Source organism: Flavitalea sp., assembly GCF_035489435.1.
In the GTDB taxonomy this organism is placed as follows: Bacteria; Bacteroidota; Bacteroidia; order Chitinophagales; family Chitinophagaceae; genus DATHKG01.
Genome location: NZ_DATHKG010000134.1, coordinates 1 through 13,592, shown reverse-complemented (window position 1 = coordinate 13,592; position 13,592 = coordinate 1). Strand labels below are relative to the sequence as shown.

24 protein-coding genes and 1 tRNA gene are annotated in these 13,592 nt (G+C 40.2%); 23 read left to right on the top strand and 2 right to left on the bottom strand.

The window, feature by feature from the left end; translation table 11 throughout:
- The first annotated feature begins 5 nt into the window (after nucleotides 1-5).
- The 11 genes from VK664_RS21255 to VK664_RS21205 all read left to right on the top strand — a co-directional run bounded on the left by VK664_RS21255 (nucleotide 6) and on the right by VK664_RS21205 (nucleotide 6,041).
- Complete coding sequence (locus VK664_RS21255) at nucleotides 6-455, top strand: hypothetical protein (protein WP_461400713.1); 450 nt, start codon at nucleotides 6-8, stop codon at nucleotides 453-455.
- A gap of 9 nt (nucleotides 456-464) precedes the next feature.
- Nucleotides 465-770 carry a hypothetical protein gene (locus VK664_RS21250; RefSeq protein WP_461400712.1) on the top strand — a complete coding sequence of 102 codons (306 nt, stop codon included), beginning with the start codon at nucleotides 465-467 and terminating at the stop codon, nucleotides 768-770.
- 72 nt (nucleotides 771-842) lie between these two features.
- Nucleotides 843-1,835: a DUF4373 domain-containing protein gene (locus VK664_RS21245; RefSeq protein ID WP_461400711.1), complete on the top strand. Its 993-nt coding sequence runs from the start codon at nucleotides 843-845 to the stop codon at nucleotides 1,833-1,835.
- A 5-nt stretch (nucleotides 1,836-1,840) separates the two neighbouring features.
- A complete protein-coding gene (gene dnaB / locus VK664_RS21240; protein WP_461400710.1) occupies nucleotides 1,841-3,346 on the top strand; it encodes a replicative DNA helicase in 1,506 nt (501 codons plus the stop codon).
- 11 nt (nucleotides 3,347-3,357) lie between these two features.
- Nucleotides 3,358-3,876 carry a CHC2 zinc finger domain-containing protein gene (locus VK664_RS21235; RefSeq protein ID WP_461400709.1) on the top strand — a complete coding sequence of 173 codons (519 nt, stop codon included), beginning with the start codon at nucleotides 3,358-3,360 and terminating at the stop codon, nucleotides 3,874-3,876.
- Between the two features lie 68 nt (nucleotides 3,877-3,944).
- Nucleotides 3,945-4,124 (top strand): hypothetical protein, encoded by a 180-nt coding sequence (locus VK664_RS21230; RefSeq protein WP_461400708.1) that lies wholly within the window; start codon nucleotides 3,945-3,947, stop codon nucleotides 4,122-4,124.
- An 80-nt stretch (nucleotides 4,125-4,204) separates the two neighbouring features.
- Nucleotides 4,205-4,459, top strand: a complete 255-nt coding sequence (locus tag VK664_RS21225; RefSeq protein ID WP_461400707.1) for a hypothetical protein — start codon at nucleotides 4,205-4,207, stop codon at nucleotides 4,457-4,459.
- 19 nt (nucleotides 4,460-4,478) lie between these two features.
- Nucleotides 4,479-4,889, top strand: a complete 411-nt coding sequence (locus tag VK664_RS21220; RefSeq protein WP_461400706.1) for a hypothetical protein — start codon at nucleotides 4,479-4,481, stop codon at nucleotides 4,887-4,889.
- A 10-nt stretch (nucleotides 4,890-4,899) separates the two neighbouring features.
- Nucleotides 4,900-5,211, top strand: a complete 312-nt coding sequence (locus VK664_RS21215; RefSeq protein ID WP_461400705.1) for a hypothetical protein — start codon at nucleotides 4,900-4,902, stop codon at nucleotides 5,209-5,211.
- A 63-nt stretch (nucleotides 5,212-5,274) separates the two neighbouring features.
- Nucleotides 5,275-5,580, top strand: coding sequence for a hypothetical protein (locus VK664_RS21210; protein WP_461400704.1), 306 nt, complete (start codon nucleotides 5,275-5,277; stop codon nucleotides 5,578-5,580).
- Entirely contained in the window at nucleotides 5,577-6,041 is a 465-nt protein-coding gene (locus tag VK664_RS21205; protein WP_461400703.1) for a hypothetical protein, read from the top strand. Before VK664_RS21210 ends, VK664_RS21205 begins: the two co-directional genes overlap by 4 nt.
- Before the next feature lie 123 nt (nucleotides 6,042-6,164).
- Here the strand turns inward: VK664_RS21205 and VK664_RS21200 are convergent, their stop codons facing one another.
- A complete protein-coding gene (locus VK664_RS21200; protein ID WP_461400702.1) occupies nucleotides 6,165-6,374 on the bottom strand; it encodes a hypothetical protein in 210 nt (69 codons plus the stop codon).
- Between the two features lie 122 nt (nucleotides 6,375-6,496).
- On the opposite strand from VK664_RS21200, the gene VK664_RS21195 reads away from it, so the two are divergent.
- Both VK664_RS21195 and VK664_RS21190 read left to right on the top strand, forming a co-directional pair.
- Nucleotides 6,497-6,790, top strand: coding sequence for a hypothetical protein (locus tag VK664_RS21195; protein ID WP_461400701.1), 294 nt, complete (start codon nucleotides 6,497-6,499; stop codon nucleotides 6,788-6,790).
- Between the two features lie 185 nt (nucleotides 6,791-6,975).
- Nucleotides 6,976-7,566, top strand: a complete 591-nt coding sequence (locus VK664_RS21190; protein ID WP_461400700.1) for a hypothetical protein — start codon at nucleotides 6,976-6,978, stop codon at nucleotides 7,564-7,566.
- A 97-nt stretch (nucleotides 7,567-7,663) separates the two neighbouring features.
- On the opposite strand, the gene VK664_RS21185 is transcribed toward VK664_RS21190, so the two are convergent.
- Nucleotides 7,664-7,734, bottom strand: a tRNA-Cys gene (locus tag VK664_RS21185).
- Nucleotides 7,735-8,004: 270 nt separating this feature from the next.
- Here VK664_RS21185 and VK664_RS21180 point away from each other — a divergent pair.
- From VK664_RS21180 to VK664_RS21135, 10 genes are all read left to right on the top strand, one after another.
- On the top strand, nucleotides 8,005-8,223 hold the full coding sequence (locus VK664_RS21180) for a hypothetical protein (RefSeq protein ID WP_461400699.1): 219 nt from the start codon (nucleotides 8,005-8,007) through the stop codon (nucleotides 8,221-8,223).
- A 63-nt stretch (nucleotides 8,224-8,286) separates the two neighbouring features.
- Complete coding sequence (locus VK664_RS21175) at nucleotides 8,287-8,505, top strand: hypothetical protein (protein ID WP_461400698.1); 219 nt, start codon at nucleotides 8,287-8,289, stop codon at nucleotides 8,503-8,505.
- Nucleotides 8,506-8,727: 222 nt separating this feature from the next.
- Nucleotides 8,728-8,973 (top strand): hypothetical protein, encoded by a 246-nt coding sequence (locus VK664_RS21170; RefSeq protein WP_461400697.1) that lies wholly within the window; start codon nucleotides 8,728-8,730, stop codon nucleotides 8,971-8,973.
- A 375-nt stretch (nucleotides 8,974-9,348) separates the two neighbouring features.
- A complete protein-coding gene (locus VK664_RS21165) occupies nucleotides 9,349-9,648 on the top strand; it encodes a hypothetical protein (RefSeq protein ID WP_461400696.1) in 300 nt (99 codons plus the stop codon).
- 89 nt (nucleotides 9,649-9,737) lie between these two features.
- Nucleotides 9,738-9,989, top strand: coding sequence for a hypothetical protein (locus VK664_RS21160; protein WP_461400695.1), 252 nt, complete (start codon nucleotides 9,738-9,740; stop codon nucleotides 9,987-9,989).
- Nucleotides 9,990-10,220: 231 nt separating this feature from the next.
- The gene (locus VK664_RS21155) at nucleotides 10,221-10,514 is read left to right on the top strand and encodes a hypothetical protein (RefSeq protein WP_461400694.1); all 294 of its coding nucleotides are present in this window, start codon (nucleotides 10,221-10,223) and stop codon (nucleotides 10,512-10,514) included.
- A 351-nt stretch (nucleotides 10,515-10,865) separates the two neighbouring features.
- On the top strand, nucleotides 10,866-11,102 hold the full coding sequence (locus VK664_RS21150) for a hypothetical protein (RefSeq protein ID WP_461400693.1): 237 nt from the start codon (nucleotides 10,866-10,868) through the stop codon (nucleotides 11,100-11,102).
- Nucleotides 11,103-11,174: 72 nt separating this feature from the next.
- Complete coding sequence (locus tag VK664_RS21145; protein WP_461400692.1) at nucleotides 11,175-11,642, top strand: hypothetical protein; 468 nt, start codon at nucleotides 11,175-11,177, stop codon at nucleotides 11,640-11,642.
- Nucleotides 11,617-12,807 carry a PBSX family phage terminase large subunit gene (locus VK664_RS21140; RefSeq protein ID WP_461400691.1) on the top strand — a complete coding sequence of 397 codons (1,191 nt, stop codon included), beginning with the start codon at nucleotides 11,617-11,619 and terminating at the stop codon, nucleotides 12,805-12,807. Before VK664_RS21145 ends, VK664_RS21140 begins: the two co-directional genes overlap by 26 nt.
- On the top strand, nucleotides 12,808-13,592 hold a 785-nt coding region (locus tag VK664_RS21135), incomplete at its 3' end, for a phage portal protein (RefSeq protein WP_461400690.1).

Here is a 13,592-nt window from a genome sequence, read left to right as displayed (position 1 = left end):
CAACCATGTCTCAATTACAAAACGAAGCATTAATTGCCGCCAAGAGGGTTTTGGCAGCAACCATTACAACAGACCGCAGCAATACTTTTCCTTCAAGTGTGTTGCGTCTGGTGGATTACGATTTAGCGGGAGCTTGGGGATATCAGTTTGCCGTCGAACAATTTATTAAAGCAATAGCCAACCCGGAGATATCTGCTCTCCTTAAACAGGAAATGTGCGGTTCCCATTACAGCGACTTCGTTGACGCGGTCCTTAATCTCAGCGTATTTCTTGAAGACATAAAGTCGCCTGAGTTAAACATCCAAATAATGGTAGCTCTGCTCGAAAACGGTTCTTGTGATAAAAGCGATGAAGACCTTCAAACTCTTGTCGATGATCTCACCGAACAGGCAGAGATCGCAGAATCGGCAAAACAAATAAAGTCTCGCAGAAACCAATTAACGAAAGCCGCCTAACGCAAATTTATGGGTAAAGTTCAATTTGAAATCAACGGAACGCGCATGACCATTGGAGATATCGAAATACCGCCTGAGTTTTTCGTGTTGTGCTTCAGCCATAGCCAGCAGGCTTTTCATCGCGAATCGTTGGTTGATCATATTAAGACCAACTTGTCTGGATTCAGGGATAAAAAACCTATGGATTATTTGATTCTAGGAATATTTCCCGATGACGCTTCCTGTATGGCATGGTACGGTATGATGTGCAAAATTCTTGATCGCCCAGACATAAGTAACCTTACATATGACGATCTAATTCCGCCTGACTTTTAGATGCCCCTACCCCGCCACTCCGTACCCTTCCAAATTAATCCACCTCTTACACACTCAAAACGGAGTTATATAATGGCTCGAAAAGCGGAACCAGGTATCGATTTTTACAGGCTGGACTGTGCGCATATCAGAAACAAGAAGATCCGATTATTATTCAATGATCACGGAGCTGATGGTTATTGGATTTGGCAATGCATCCTTTCGTCCGCATATGAAGGAAAGGGGTATTATTTTGACTTAAATGACGAAGACTCTCTGGAATTGTTTGCTGCCGATGTATGTAAAAAGGAGTTGACCTTGGTAATGGAAGTAATAAAGTGTTGTGTCAAACGAGGACTTTTTGACAGTAAAGTTTTTGGCAAATCTAACATCCTGACCAGTGAAATGATGCAGGACAATTATCTCTTCGCGACTTCGGAACGCAGGAAAAAAGGCACAATTATAGATTTTTTCGAAGATTATATTTCTACTAAAATTCAAGAAAATGAGCGTAACGTAAAAATTGTTCCCGGGAAGAATACTCATACAGACCTAATTCCTCCCGGGAACAATCCGCATAGTATAGTAGAGTATAGTATAGTAAAGGATAGTATAGTAGATAGTGTTTCTAAAGAAACACTCGGGGACCAGTCCCCGGAGATCAAAAAGGAACTGCTGGAAAAATATAATTCAATACCCAAAGACAAAAAGGCAATCCACGATTTTATAAAAAACAATAACCCATCTTTCCCCGACCCATATATGGCCCTCTGGAATTTATTTGCCGGGCAACACAATCTTCCATTGGTCAAGGAAGTAACGGAACTCAGAAAAAAGAAACTATCCACTCGTTTGAAGGAATCTTCTTTTGATTTCATTCAGATCATGCGAAAAGCAAATCAGGCGAATGATTTCATGCTCACTGGGAACTGGTTCACATTCGATTGGATATTTCACAGCCAGGTCAACTACATGAAAATTATCGAAGGAAATTTTGATAAAAAAGATATAGATCCTAAAGTGAAACCTATTACGGCTGCGGATGAGATAAGGGCTGCTCGTGAGAGGTCAAATATTTCAAGCTAACCAACATGGATATTAAAAATCTAAATAACAAGGAGCGAAAAAATCGACGCCAGTCTTCTATTGATCTATCAACTATGGTTTACGGAAAAGTTCCTCCTCAAGCTAAAGAGTTGGAGGAAGCCATCCTTGGCGCCATCCTTCAGGAGAAACAGGCTTTTGAAAAAGCTCTTAGGATCCTGCAGCCAGAATGTTTTTATGTCGATGCCCACCAGCGGATATTCAAATCCATGATACGCCTGGAAAGCAAAAATGCGCCGATAGATATCTTAACTGTAGTAGAAGAGTTAAAAAGTAAGGAAGAGCTTGAGATAGTGGGTGGACCGTATTATGTGACAAAATTAACCAACTCAGTGGTGTCGTCGGCAAACCTGGAGTATCATGCGAAAATAATTTATCAGAAATTCGTTCAAAGAGAAATAATACGAGTTTCAGGTGAGGCTATATCCGAAGCTTACGAAGACAGTGCGGATGCATTTGAAACCCTTGAAGCAGCTCAACAACAATTAAGCAGTCTTACTATTTCAAAAAAGACAAAACCTTACACAACATTCCAGACAGAGGTTGATAAAGCCGTCAAGCAAGTTTACGAAGTCAGGCAGAGCGGTAACGAACTAACAGGTGTTCCTTCAGGAATCCGGAAATTAGATTTGATAACCCAAGGATGGCAGAACTCCGACTTTATAGTCTTCGCCGCACGGCCGGCAATTGGCAAAAGTGCAGTGGCAGCAAACTTCGCAATGAATGCGGCATCTCATCCTGATAAGCCTACTCCGGTGGGGGTCTTCACGCTTGAAATGTCATCAGTGCAATGGGCTTTAAGAATGATATCTGCAGAATCTGAAATAGACATGTATCATCTGAAGCGCGGCCGTGTTACCGATAATGATATGAACCGATTATCTGAAATCGCCTACACGAAGCACAGATCCACGCCGATTTTCTTCGATGACACTCCCAGCCAAGACTTGTATCAACTGAAAGCCAAGTGCCGGTTAATGGTCGCTAATGAAGGGGTAGGATTAATCATCATTGATTACCTCCAGCTCATGACTTCACAGCGCAGTTTCGGAGAGAACCGGGAGCAAGAAGTTTCCCGGATAAGTCGTGAATTGAAACAGCTGGCCAAAGAACTCAATATCCCTGTAATTGCACTCAGCCAACTGAGTCGAAAAGGCGATAGTCCGAACCCTGGCCTTTCTGATATCCGGGAAAGCGGAGCAATCGAACAAGACGCCGATGCTGTTTTCTTTTTGATTGAGGTTACGGAAGATGATATCCGCAATGATGCATCTCTTATGGATAGTATCCTGGTAAAAGTTGCCAAACACCGCAACGGAATCAAAGAACAGATCCCGATAAAATTTGTGAAGTCCATTCAGAAATTAATGAGCGAGTCAGACTATGATGTTTATAAAGCTGGCAAAAGCACTGGCGGATGGAAGAAAATGCCTTCTATCGATATCGACCCAAATAAGTTTAACGAGTCAAATTCTAAAGAGATGCCATTTTAAATTCCCTAAATATGATAAATAATACTCTAGCTCAAAACGTAATTAAAAAATGTAGTCTGGTTGGATATATAAATTCGTACACAACCTTATTCGATAAAGGAAACCAGATGCGAGGATCGTGTCCTCTATGCAAATCGAAAACAAAATCATTTGTTGTATCCGAAGAAAAAGAGCTTTGGTTTTGTACTGATTGTGGAGCGGTCGGTAATATCATTGGCTTTGTGATGAAAGTCCATGAATTAACTTATTCCCAGGCGGTTGAAAGATTAGCTGCGGAATACCACATAGCTGCAGAATCATTTTTGGCCGAGGGTATTTCAGACGAAGATCTCCTGAAGAGTATAGAAAATCAAATCTCATCATGCAAAACGCGTCTTCAGGAGTGTACATATCAATACGAAATTGACAACCTGTTGGATAGATACAGCTGGCTGCTCGAAGAAAAGAAGCATTTTATAATTTATGTGGATGCGAAAGATAAAATACAATCTGTTCCCAGTCCATTAACGACAGACAGTAATCATAAATAAGATAAAAAATAGAAACAAAGACGAATTATGAAATAATGCAATAATTTCTGTATTTGCTTAAAAAGTAAATGCGTAAAACTATTAAGAGGTCAAAAAAAGCACAATTACACCCCAGCCCTTCACTAGTTGATAAAGGCAGTAACGAAGACAAGATGAAAGATGAAGACGCCTCTGATCTTGAGTGGTTTTTTCTGGAACTGTTGGCCGAGCAGATGGAAGCGAAGTTTCCGGAACTCAGGGGATTGTAAGATGCGGTACTCAAAAACCGAGATAAATCGCTTATTAAACGTTAATGCAGAAATATAAAGAACCAATAAACTCAATTACTATGAATGACAAAAGAAAATTTGGCGCTGAACAACAAAGCTTTAAGGGAATTACAGTAAAACAACTTGTGAGTGGGGATATTCTCATTCGTTTACACCGGGAAGAATTAATACATTCGTTAGATAGCGCTGACACAGAAGACAATGGTACAATTTTACTCGGGGCAATAAAGAGGACGTTGAAATCTGATAAAGGACATACTCATGCTATTCCGGTCGCTTTACCAAAAAGATCGAAGGAGCCGATGGCCGATTGACCGTCCAAAATGAAGAATAATGCAGAAGATTAAAATTTCATCGCTGCCAGTTATAGAATCACCCGAACAGCTTTTTAGTGTGGACAAGGTCATATTCTTAGACCTCATAGACACAACTACGACGATGGAAAAAGATGAGGTGTTCTCTGCTGCGGCCAAAGCCAGTCCGGAAACGTTCAACTATAAGGATCGCTGGCACCAGTTAGTTATCCTGCAGGGCGGTCCAGAGAACGTTTTTAAAAACACAAAAGCATTACAGATAACTTATGCGAACAGTGTAAAGGCTATATATGGTTGGGGAGGCGATCTCAATGACCTTGTAGCTTCTGGGCAAGCTTTTGACTTTAGCGAGTGGTGTAGCATGTGGAAGGCGGGTGTCGTTGAAATTGAACCAGAGATGCCGTGGGTATGTAAATTATTTAATCTCTAAAACAAAACAAATGAACACCGCAGCAATTGCCGATTTAACTGAAGCTCTCCAAGTGATGGAAACTTATAATCTGAGCTGCTTAATTTGGAATTTTAAAGACTGTCAACTGAAAGAGGTTGGGCATTATGAAGCAAGAGGCGGCGAAGAGATAGTATTATTGTGCCATAGAGAAAATTCATATCTACCCTACCGGTTGGTTTTTAGTCCAATCGGGGAAACCGAAGCAGATGACTATATAATCACTCTGGTATTTCATGAGGATTATAGAATTCATATTATCCGAGATCCCCGTTATAAAATTGAAAGGCATATGGACACTTAAGACTGGTGATCTGTGATCTGTGATCTGTGATTTGTATTAATTGTTAAACTAAACATCAAACTAATGACCGGCAAGACAAGAAACATCACAGAATTTGTAACTGACCAAGATTATTATCAGTATATTTTCGAGGTTACCGGAGAAAAATGGGATTTCGCCGAAGCGTCTAATCGGAGATATTTTGGCGTAGTAGAAGAAGGTGATTATTATCAGCTTATGCCAGAGTGGAGAAGCGGGCCAGGTAATTTCTTTGATTGGTATTGCGAGAATAGACCAGAAGATCAATTTTTTGTATTGAAATCTGATGCTGTATTAAGATTTGTTCAGTACTGGGTGAAATGGACAGCACTTAAAAAAGATGTCAAATGACAACTGAAACAATTTTATCGGTTTTGGTTGACCTTAATAACCTTAAGAAAAGTCACTTTAAATCTACCCGTGTCTCAGCAGATGTCGAATACGGAATATTTTCCTCAATACATAGAATGAAGTCGCAACCGGGTGGATCTCGCACATACCCCTTCTACTTAATTAAAAATAATGGGGGTACTTACGTAGCCGCCATTTACGAAATGATGGAAGATCTGCATTGGGCGGTACTACCTGAACATAGGAGACAAGGATGCCTAATCAAGCCGCTACAGGAATCAATTATTCCACATTTATTACAGGATAGAGAAATAATGACCATTTCTATAAATCCAGAGATAGGAATTGAAGAGGCTGCAGCGTCAGAGAAGATTGCTACTAAAATCGGATTCAAAAAGTTTAAAGAAGAAGGCGGTGAGACATTCTACCGAATTCTCAAGACAGATATCACAGCAGATTAACCGGAATCCATTAGATAAATATATAAAAGGCGGTAATAAGTCGCCTCATATAATTGTTGCGATTACTTGCCAACCCAAAAATGAAAGTTTAAGAAATTAATAAGATTTTTCAACGAAATTGTCTTAATCCATAACTCTCACTTCCCTGGACTTCTCTCCTGCTTTGTAAAGGGGTTGAATATACCTGAGAAAGTCATCATTAAATTCATTATTCTGTTGCATAACGATAGTTGACCCATGTAGCTCATATCCCTGCTCTAAATATGAAATTACTTCATTCATAAAATCTAAGTCATTTCCTTTACTTACGAGAACAAAATCTGGTTTAGGCATAGTTTAAAGTTTAGCTACCGAATATACGTGACTTTTTCCCTGCCTCCAACTTAGCCTTCTGATGTAAATATTTGGGCTCTCCTCCATTTGAAGCTATATTTTGCAGAGAAAAATCATAACTTATGGATGCGGAAACAAAGGCATATTTCGAGAGGATAAATAAAAAACTGAGTCTTCTCATTGACCAGAAAAATACTCAGACATGGGTGTCAGTATCTTGGGTTGTTGATCTTACAGGCTGGGACAATCAACGCATGAGAATGGCTCGCGAGCAAGGGATTGTAAAATTTAAAAAGGCAGACACAGGCGGGTATTTGTATTTAATTGAATCAATACCTAAACTCTTTCTAAAAAATTACTATGACAACGGATCAAAGGTTGGAGAGAATAGAGAGGCTTCTAAGGGATCTCATTAAAGTTTCATCTAAAAAAACATGGGTTAACTCTTCCTGGGTCATGCATGTAACCGGATTTACTAAAGAACAGATGAGATCTGCGAGAATGCAAGGTATTATAGAGTTCAAGCACTCGAAGACGCAGACTTATCAATACCTATTAGAATCCATTCCAGAAGTTTTTTTAATCAAGAAAACTTGGCCAAATGAACCCGCTTAAGACCGCATCCGTTATTGACAAGAAGGTAGAAACACTTGCACTAGAGAAGCCTAAAAAGTTTAGATTTCTGGATCCATCGCGACCAATTGTACCACCAAAGAAGCTGACAAAGAAGGAAAAGGCTGCTGCAGAACAACAAGAGATAAAAGAATGGTCGGAAATACTTCGTGCGAAATGGGAACGACGAGATGCCATAAACGCAAAAAAATGGATAGAAAAAATAAAAAATGATGCTGCTATCACAATAAAGGAGGCAGAAGCGGTTTTGCCACAACCTCTTCGTGAAGAAATAAAGGCCGAATTCGAGAAAATAAACGAGAAGCTGGATCAACTGCTGAATAGGCAAAAAGGAAAGATCTTTTATAAGGCCAGTTTTAAGGAAACATGGGTAAGCGCTCAATTTATAATAGATCTTACGGGATGGAATGGTCAACGATTAAGTCAAGCAAGGAAGCAACGAATAATAACGTATCGAGCACATAACGATCAGAGAGGTTACGAGTATCTGGTAGAAAGCTTAAGTGAAAAGTTCATTCTGAAAGTGATCGCCAAGCCAGATGCGCCTCCTAAAAGTTGAATCACCCGAATCTAATCTTGTTTGCCTACATGGATTCGAACCATGACTATTAGAACCAAAATCTAATGTGCTACCGTTACACCATAGGCAAATGTTGAGGCCGGTACCGGATTCGAACCGGTGTATCCCGTTTTGCAGACGGGTCCCTAACCGCTCGGGCAACCGGCCATGTGGTAATTGCTGGTTACGATCCAGCCCCTACAGATTTTCAGTCTGCCGCTTCCACCAGGTTAGGTTAATTACCAAAAACAAAAAACCCGCTCAGAATTAACTAAGCGGGTAAGTATCGAGTTTGATCAATAGCTTATCTGCTCAGTCGATGACCGATAAAACAGAACTGCTGTTGATTAATTAAATTCATAAGGCAAAAGTAATTTTATTTTTCAAACGAGCAAATGATTTTGTCGGAGGAGTCGATAAAATTTTATGTTTGCGCCAATGGAAAACTCTATTCAAATATATTTTACCCATGATAACACCAGGTATTTCGGAGTATTTACACCTGTAATGGGCGCGGGGGATACGGGCGTATATCATTTCCTGATCAACAACTTTTACCAAGGCCGGCTGAGAAAGAATGATAAATGGGTTTTTGATGGTAAGTTCCACGACAGGGCTGAAGATTTTGGAAACTTCCTCACTTTCTTAATGTCGTGAAAAAGCGGTAGAAATTACCTTTTTCACCATCACCCGTATTTACCATTCCCGTATTTTCATTTAATGCAAACAACCTATACAGATCCCAAGGGTATACGCCACAACCTGGAAGTCTATAAATCTTTCGAAAGAGGACATGTGATATACATAGTCTGGCGCGACGGAAAGTATTTGATGGATCTAGTAGTTGATTTAACCGGTAAATGGATCGATCGATGTGAAGGTGAGTCCAAAGACGCGGAAGAGATAGGATCTCTTGTAAGTAGTCTGAAGTTTGATTAGACTACAAGAGATTGTTTGGCAATTGTTTGGCAAATAAATTTGAACAACCATAAAATATTGATTGCCACTAATGCTAAGTGTTCCTTATTCGGGTCCTACAGGATTTTTGAACTTTTCGTTTGGAAAATTGAGGAATTATACTTTAGATTAGTAGATGAATCTTCAGTAATAAAGCAGAGTAATTTTCATGCTTGAACGATTACCTCAATCGCCATGTTAAAAATGAATTCATACGAAATGTTTGACCATATCAGCCAACGCCTTGAAAGAATAGAAAGGCTCCTGAGAAACAGCCGACCACCAGCTAAAAGAAAGACCTGGATTAAAGTTAGCCAGGTCCGACAAATCACTCCCTGGAAAACAAAAGATCAATTAAGGACAGCACGAGAGACCGGCCTTATTGAATGCAAGCGCGATAAAAATGGATTTTCTATTTACTCGAATCTATACCTGAGATTTTCTTATTAGAAAAAAAGTAAGCTGTGTGGACCTAAAGAAGTCTCCTCATAATCATTGCAATCAAACCTGAAAAAGTCGAAAAGGCAATAAATTTTGACTTTCAATACTTAAAAGTTAATTTGTTGTATTGCGCTGTGGTATCATTTCTTTCGTTAACTTTTTCAATTAAAACTATGCATGATCAACCCGAAGGCCTTACATATTGGTTTGCCGGCCTACCTGAAGCGAACAAAAGCAAGGGGTATGAAATTGAAATTTTCGGATATGATGTGGATAAATGGAATCGAATCTTTGCGGCTAAGCAACGAGAAGATGAAATGACCCGACGACTTCTAAGAAAACTGGCAGCCGAGGCAATCATTATGATAAGTTTAAACAGCTAATATGATATCGCAAGAAATAATCAAAAAATTGCAGGCATTTGAAGAATCTGCGAACGTCGCAGCCGAACATTATGATCGAGGTATTAGAGTGTATAGATTTGGATCCGGACCAGAGGAAGAATGGTTTTTCAGTAATGGAAGTGCCGAAGGTGATTTACTGCCTGAAGACCGTCTTTTCTTCTTTACTCGATCAATTGAAGGTTTTAAAGCCACCATTCTAAGTTTAAAATCAATTTGGGCGCTTTCGAGAGCGGAACTGATTGATAATTTGCAGCAAAATTTGAATTTGAAAACCCCATGACAAATAAAGCTTACGCTGTACCATACCACCCGATCCCAGGTTAAATTGCTCCTATAGAAACAAAAAGTATATTTAGTAAAATTAAGTACATGGACTTGTTAGAGTTTAAGGAAGCTTTTTTGGCAAAAAGCGAAAAGATGAAGGCCGAAGCGCGCAAACAACAAGAAGATATTGCTGCTGGGCTAAGAAAAAAAGCTTTACTAAAAGAGGGGCCAGCCGATGGTAAAAGGCTTGTTATTCCATTTGACATGGATCTGATATCAATTCCAGAAGGGGAATATAAAGCAACCGGAGAAATTTTTAACGACTTCTCAATATTCACTTATAATGTGACAAGCTAAGAAACCTGCTGAGGCCGGGAGGTGAGGTTGTGATTTCAGTACTATTTAAATTTTAAAACATGTCAAGTTTAGAAGTAATATTAGGATTGTGCGTTCTCGCTGTCATTGCCTTTTTATCCCGGTCTACCGGCACGCGGGACTCGCTAGAGAAAGATCGAAAAGAAAGAGAAGCGACAGAGCTTTATGAAATGGAGCGTAGAAGAGAATCAGGGTTAGATTAAAATATAATCAATGACAAACAAAACATACGCAGTAAAGGATAAAGGCGTCTTCCGTATCGCGGTTGACTGTGGACCAGAACACGGATGGCAGGCTCTCCACATCCCTTTCGATCACTTCTACCACGATAAAAGACTATTCGCCTTCCTCGAACCAATCACCAACCCACCCGAAGACTTACAGGAATGGCAGGAGATACATCTTAAGAAAGATAGATCCCTGGCACTTGAAGGGCAGGCAGATTTATTCTTTAGCAATTTCGAGGTGAAAGGGAAGAGAGGGATTGTAACGACTGTAAATAAGTAAGAGATGAATAAGGCGCGTCGGCATGAGTTGAAAATACTGAAATACAAAAAGCGATTAAAGTTAATTAAGGCTCCGAAAGAATGCGTTAAGAATCCGAAAGCAACCGTTAACGGAGTTCCTCACAATTATACCGCATACAGAAGCCATGGAGCGCCCTGCTCTTGTTCAGTATGTAGCCATCAAAAATATGAACGTGCAAAAGTTAATCGTTCTAAAGACGGGAAGAGTGAGATAAAACGATATCTCGGCATGAAAGCCATGTAGATTTAAAAAATAAATTTCTCACTTCACGCCTAAGTGAAAAATAATTTTTGTTGTATTAATATATTTAGTACAATTTACTTCTCCAATATGGGAGACCAACTTCAATTTGTTAATGGATTCACCGTAATTGATAAAGACGATCATCTTTCTATCACTATCGATGCGGAAGAGTTGATTCAATTTTTAGCCAATGCCCCACGCCTACCCGACGGTAGCGTTCAGTTAATTGCCAGTAAACACGCTAGTCTATCACTCACAGGCTCCAGTCATTTGAAGCCCGTGGTAGCTGACGAGCAATGGCAGCCAATTCCCGAAAAAGTTTAATTCAGATTAATATTTGTTTTACCCGGAGTTCAAAAGGCTCCGGGTTTTGTCGTTTACGTCAATCAAGAAGTGATGCAGGAACCTGGAGATAAGAATGTAGGTGGTAGGCCAACCGACTATCGAACGGCGTTTAACAAGCAAGCAGAGAAGCTCTGTAAGCTGGGCTCGACAGATAAAGAGCTGGCTGATTTCTTTGAAGTAACTGAGCAAACTATTAATAATTGGAAGGTTGAGCACCCTAAGTTTTTTGAGTCCATAAAGAAGGGAAAGGAAATTGCGGATGCTGAAGTGGCCGAAAAGCTATTTAAAAGAGCAACAGGCTATCAACATGCGGATGTAGATATAAAGATGTTTGAGGGGCAGATAATAACAACGCCGTTAACTAAACACTACCCCCCTGATACAGCAGCTGCAATCTTCTGGCTTAAGAACAGGCAGAAGGATAAGTGGAGAGATAAGCAGGAACACGACATTAGAACACCGGACGGGTTAGTAATAAATTTTGTTGATCAGGATGGAAACGCTCCGCTTACAGACTAAAATTAATCACGGCACAACGCCGGTTTTTAATGCTAATCTGAAAGCGTATCAAAGCGGGAAGTTTAGGGTAATAGCGAATCAAGGGAGCACAAGGTCAAGTAAAACATATTCGCTCAGTCAGCTAATGGTAGCGCTGGCAAGTAAGAAAGAGTTCGGTAAAAAGGAGATAAGTGTAGTAAGCCCGTCTTTGCCGCATTTAAAAAAAGGAGCAAGGAAAGACGTACTGAAGATTCTCGAAGACCTGAATTTATTCAACGAGAACAACTTTAACCGAACAGATCAGATTTATACATTCCCGGCAACGGGTAGTTATATAGAGTTCTTTGGAGCAGAGGATAGTTTAAAAGTCAGGGGCCCGGGGCGGGACATTCTGTATGTAAACGAGGCTAATTTATTAAGCCATGCAACTTATATCCAGCTGGCGATGCGGACTACTGAAACAATCTTTATTGATTTCAATCCGGCAGATGAATATAGCTGGGTGTATGATGTAGCGGATAAAGAAGGTAATAAGCTAATAGTAAGCAATTACACCCATAACCGGGCGAATCTTAGTAAGGAGCAGGTTGCAGAAATAGAGGCGCTTAAAGATGCGGACGAAAATCTATGGAAGGTTTTCGGGCTAGGTTTAAGAGGAACGAGCAGCGAAACTATTTATACGCACTGGAAGATTATTAAGGAAATGCCTGGAAGAGGAGAGAGATTTTACGGTCAGGATTTCGGGTTTAATGTTCCGTCGGCTTTGGTTGACATCGAACATTACGAAGGAGCGATTTATTTAGATGAGTTGCTTTATGAAACAAAACTTACCACTAATGATCTTACCGAAAGATATAAGACTTTAGGAATAACAAAGAATGACGAGATTTTCTGTGATAATGCCGAGCCGAAAACTATTGAAGAACTAGTAAGAGCGGGATATAATGCGAAGCCAGCGGTTAAAGCGGTCACAGAGGGAATAAGAATGATGAAGTCAATGCCGATTTACGTAACAGAAAGATCGGTCAATTTAATAAAAGAGTTCAAGAGCTATAAGTGGAAGATTGACAAGGATGGTAAAGTGTTGGATGAACCAGTGAAGTTTAATGATCATGCCCTTGATGCTTCCAGATATGGGGTGTTCACAAAATTATCAATACCAGAATACGAATTTGATATACTCTAAATGGCGAATATAATAAGACAGGCGGCAAGATCGGTGCTTAGGCCATTAGGGTTCGTTGACGCGTCGCAAGGGTCTGCTGTAATGCAGGCTCAAAGTTCTTTGAATAGATTATTTAGGGCAGTCGGACTATCGCTTTATTCACCTTCTGATTGGAAGATGGATGAATATATAGACAAGGGTTATGCGGATAATGCTACACTGTATTCTGTGGTAAACCGGATCATGAGAAGTGCTGCATTGGCACCGTTCAAGGTTTACCGTGTTAAAGATGGGCAAGAGGCAAAACACTTGAAGTATAAAGCCTTCACGGGGTCGGGAGCCACGGCTGAAAGTTTACAGCAAGCGGCTAGAATTAAGTCACTGACTTATGAAGAGGATACCAGCCACGAATTAAACACGCTAATTGAAAAACCAAATAAATACCAGGGCGGCAATGAGTTTACTCAGCTAAGTATAGGATACAAGCTATTAACCGGTAACAGGCTCTGGTTTAAGAATGTGCTTGATGCGGGAGCAGATGCGGGAAAACCAATCGCAATTTATAACCTCCCGCCTCAATGCGCAAATATCCTAGCTGGTAGTGTGATGTATGATATCATAGCTTATGAATTTCAGATGGTGGTTAATGCAAGGATTGAACCGAACCTTATTATTCATTCGCGTTATCCAAATTTCACGTTTGATGGATCCGGATCTCATTTGTGGGGGATGGCTCCAATGCAATCTGGAAGGCGAACGCTGGATAGATCGAATAAAGCGGAGAGAAGGGCCGTGACATTGCTAGA

What these genes read in the sequence shown, in the direction of transcription:
- VK664_RS21255 (WP_461400713.1), top strand. Translation starts at nt 6, where the DNA reads ATGTCTCAATTACAAAACGAAGCATTAATTGCCGCCAAGAGGGTTTTG.
- VK664_RS21250 (WP_461400712.1), top strand. Translation starts at nt 465, where the DNA reads ATGGGTAAAGTTCAATTTGAAATCAACGGAACGCGCATGACCATTGGA.
- VK664_RS21245 (WP_461400711.1), top strand. Translation starts at nt 843, where the DNA reads ATGGCTCGAAAAGCGGAACCAGGTATCGATTTTTACAGGCTGGACTGT.
- dnaB (WP_461400710.1), top strand. Translation starts at nt 1,841, where the DNA reads ATGGATATTAAAAATCTAAATAACAAGGAGCGAAAAAATCGACGCCAG.
- VK664_RS21235 (WP_461400709.1), top strand. Translation starts at nt 3,358, where the DNA reads ATGATAAATAATACTCTAGCTCAAAACGTAATTAAAAAATGTAGTCTG.
- VK664_RS21230 (WP_461400708.1), top strand. Translation starts at nt 3,945, where the DNA reads ATGCGTAAAACTATTAAGAGGTCAAAAAAAGCACAATTACACCCCAGC.
- VK664_RS21225 (WP_461400707.1), top strand. Translation starts at nt 4,205, where the DNA reads ATGAATGACAAAAGAAAATTTGGCGCTGAACAACAAAGCTTTAAGGGA.
- VK664_RS21220 (WP_461400706.1), top strand. Translation starts at nt 4,479, where the DNA reads ATGCAGAAGATTAAAATTTCATCGCTGCCAGTTATAGAATCACCCGAA.
- VK664_RS21215 (WP_461400705.1), top strand. Translation starts at nt 4,900, where the DNA reads ATGAACACCGCAGCAATTGCCGATTTAACTGAAGCTCTCCAAGTGATG.
- VK664_RS21210 (WP_461400704.1), top strand. Translation starts at nt 5,275, where the DNA reads ATGACCGGCAAGACAAGAAACATCACAGAATTTGTAACTGACCAAGAT.
- VK664_RS21205 (WP_461400703.1), top strand. Translation starts at nt 5,577, where the DNA reads ATGACAACTGAAACAATTTTATCGGTTTTGGTTGACCTTAATAACCTT.
- VK664_RS21200 (WP_461400702.1), bottom strand. Translation starts at nt 6,374, where the DNA reads ATGCCTAAACCAGATTTTGTTCTCGTAAGTAAAGGAAATGACTTAGAT.
- VK664_RS21195 (WP_461400701.1), top strand. Translation starts at nt 6,497, where the DNA reads ATGGATGCGGAAACAAAGGCATATTTCGAGAGGATAAATAAAAAACTG.
- VK664_RS21190 (WP_461400700.1), top strand. Translation starts at nt 6,976, where the DNA reads ATGAACCCGCTTAAGACCGCATCCGTTATTGACAAGAAGGTAGAAACA.
- VK664_RS21180 (WP_461400699.1), top strand. Translation starts at nt 8,005, where the DNA reads ATGGAAAACTCTATTCAAATATATTTTACCCATGATAACACCAGGTAT.
- VK664_RS21175 (WP_461400698.1), top strand. Translation starts at nt 8,287, where the DNA reads ATGCAAACAACCTATACAGATCCCAAGGGTATACGCCACAACCTGGAA.
- VK664_RS21170 (WP_461400697.1), top strand. Translation starts at nt 8,728, where the DNA reads ATGAATTCATACGAAATGTTTGACCATATCAGCCAACGCCTTGAAAGA.
- VK664_RS21165 (WP_461400696.1), top strand. Translation starts at nt 9,349, where the DNA reads ATGATATCGCAAGAAATAATCAAAAAATTGCAGGCATTTGAAGAATCT.
- VK664_RS21160 (WP_461400695.1), top strand. Translation starts at nt 9,738, where the DNA reads ATGGACTTGTTAGAGTTTAAGGAAGCTTTTTTGGCAAAAAGCGAAAAG.
- VK664_RS21155 (WP_461400694.1), top strand. Translation starts at nt 10,221, where the DNA reads ATGACAAACAAAACATACGCAGTAAAGGATAAAGGCGTCTTCCGTATC.
- VK664_RS21150 (WP_461400693.1), top strand. Translation starts at nt 10,866, where the DNA reads ATGGGAGACCAACTTCAATTTGTTAATGGATTCACCGTAATTGATAAA.
- VK664_RS21145 (WP_461400692.1), top strand. Translation starts at nt 11,175, where the DNA reads ATGCAGGAACCTGGAGATAAGAATGTAGGTGGTAGGCCAACCGACTAT.
- VK664_RS21140 (WP_461400691.1), top strand. Translation starts at nt 11,617, where the DNA reads ATGGAAACGCTCCGCTTACAGACTAAAATTAATCACGGCACAACGCCG.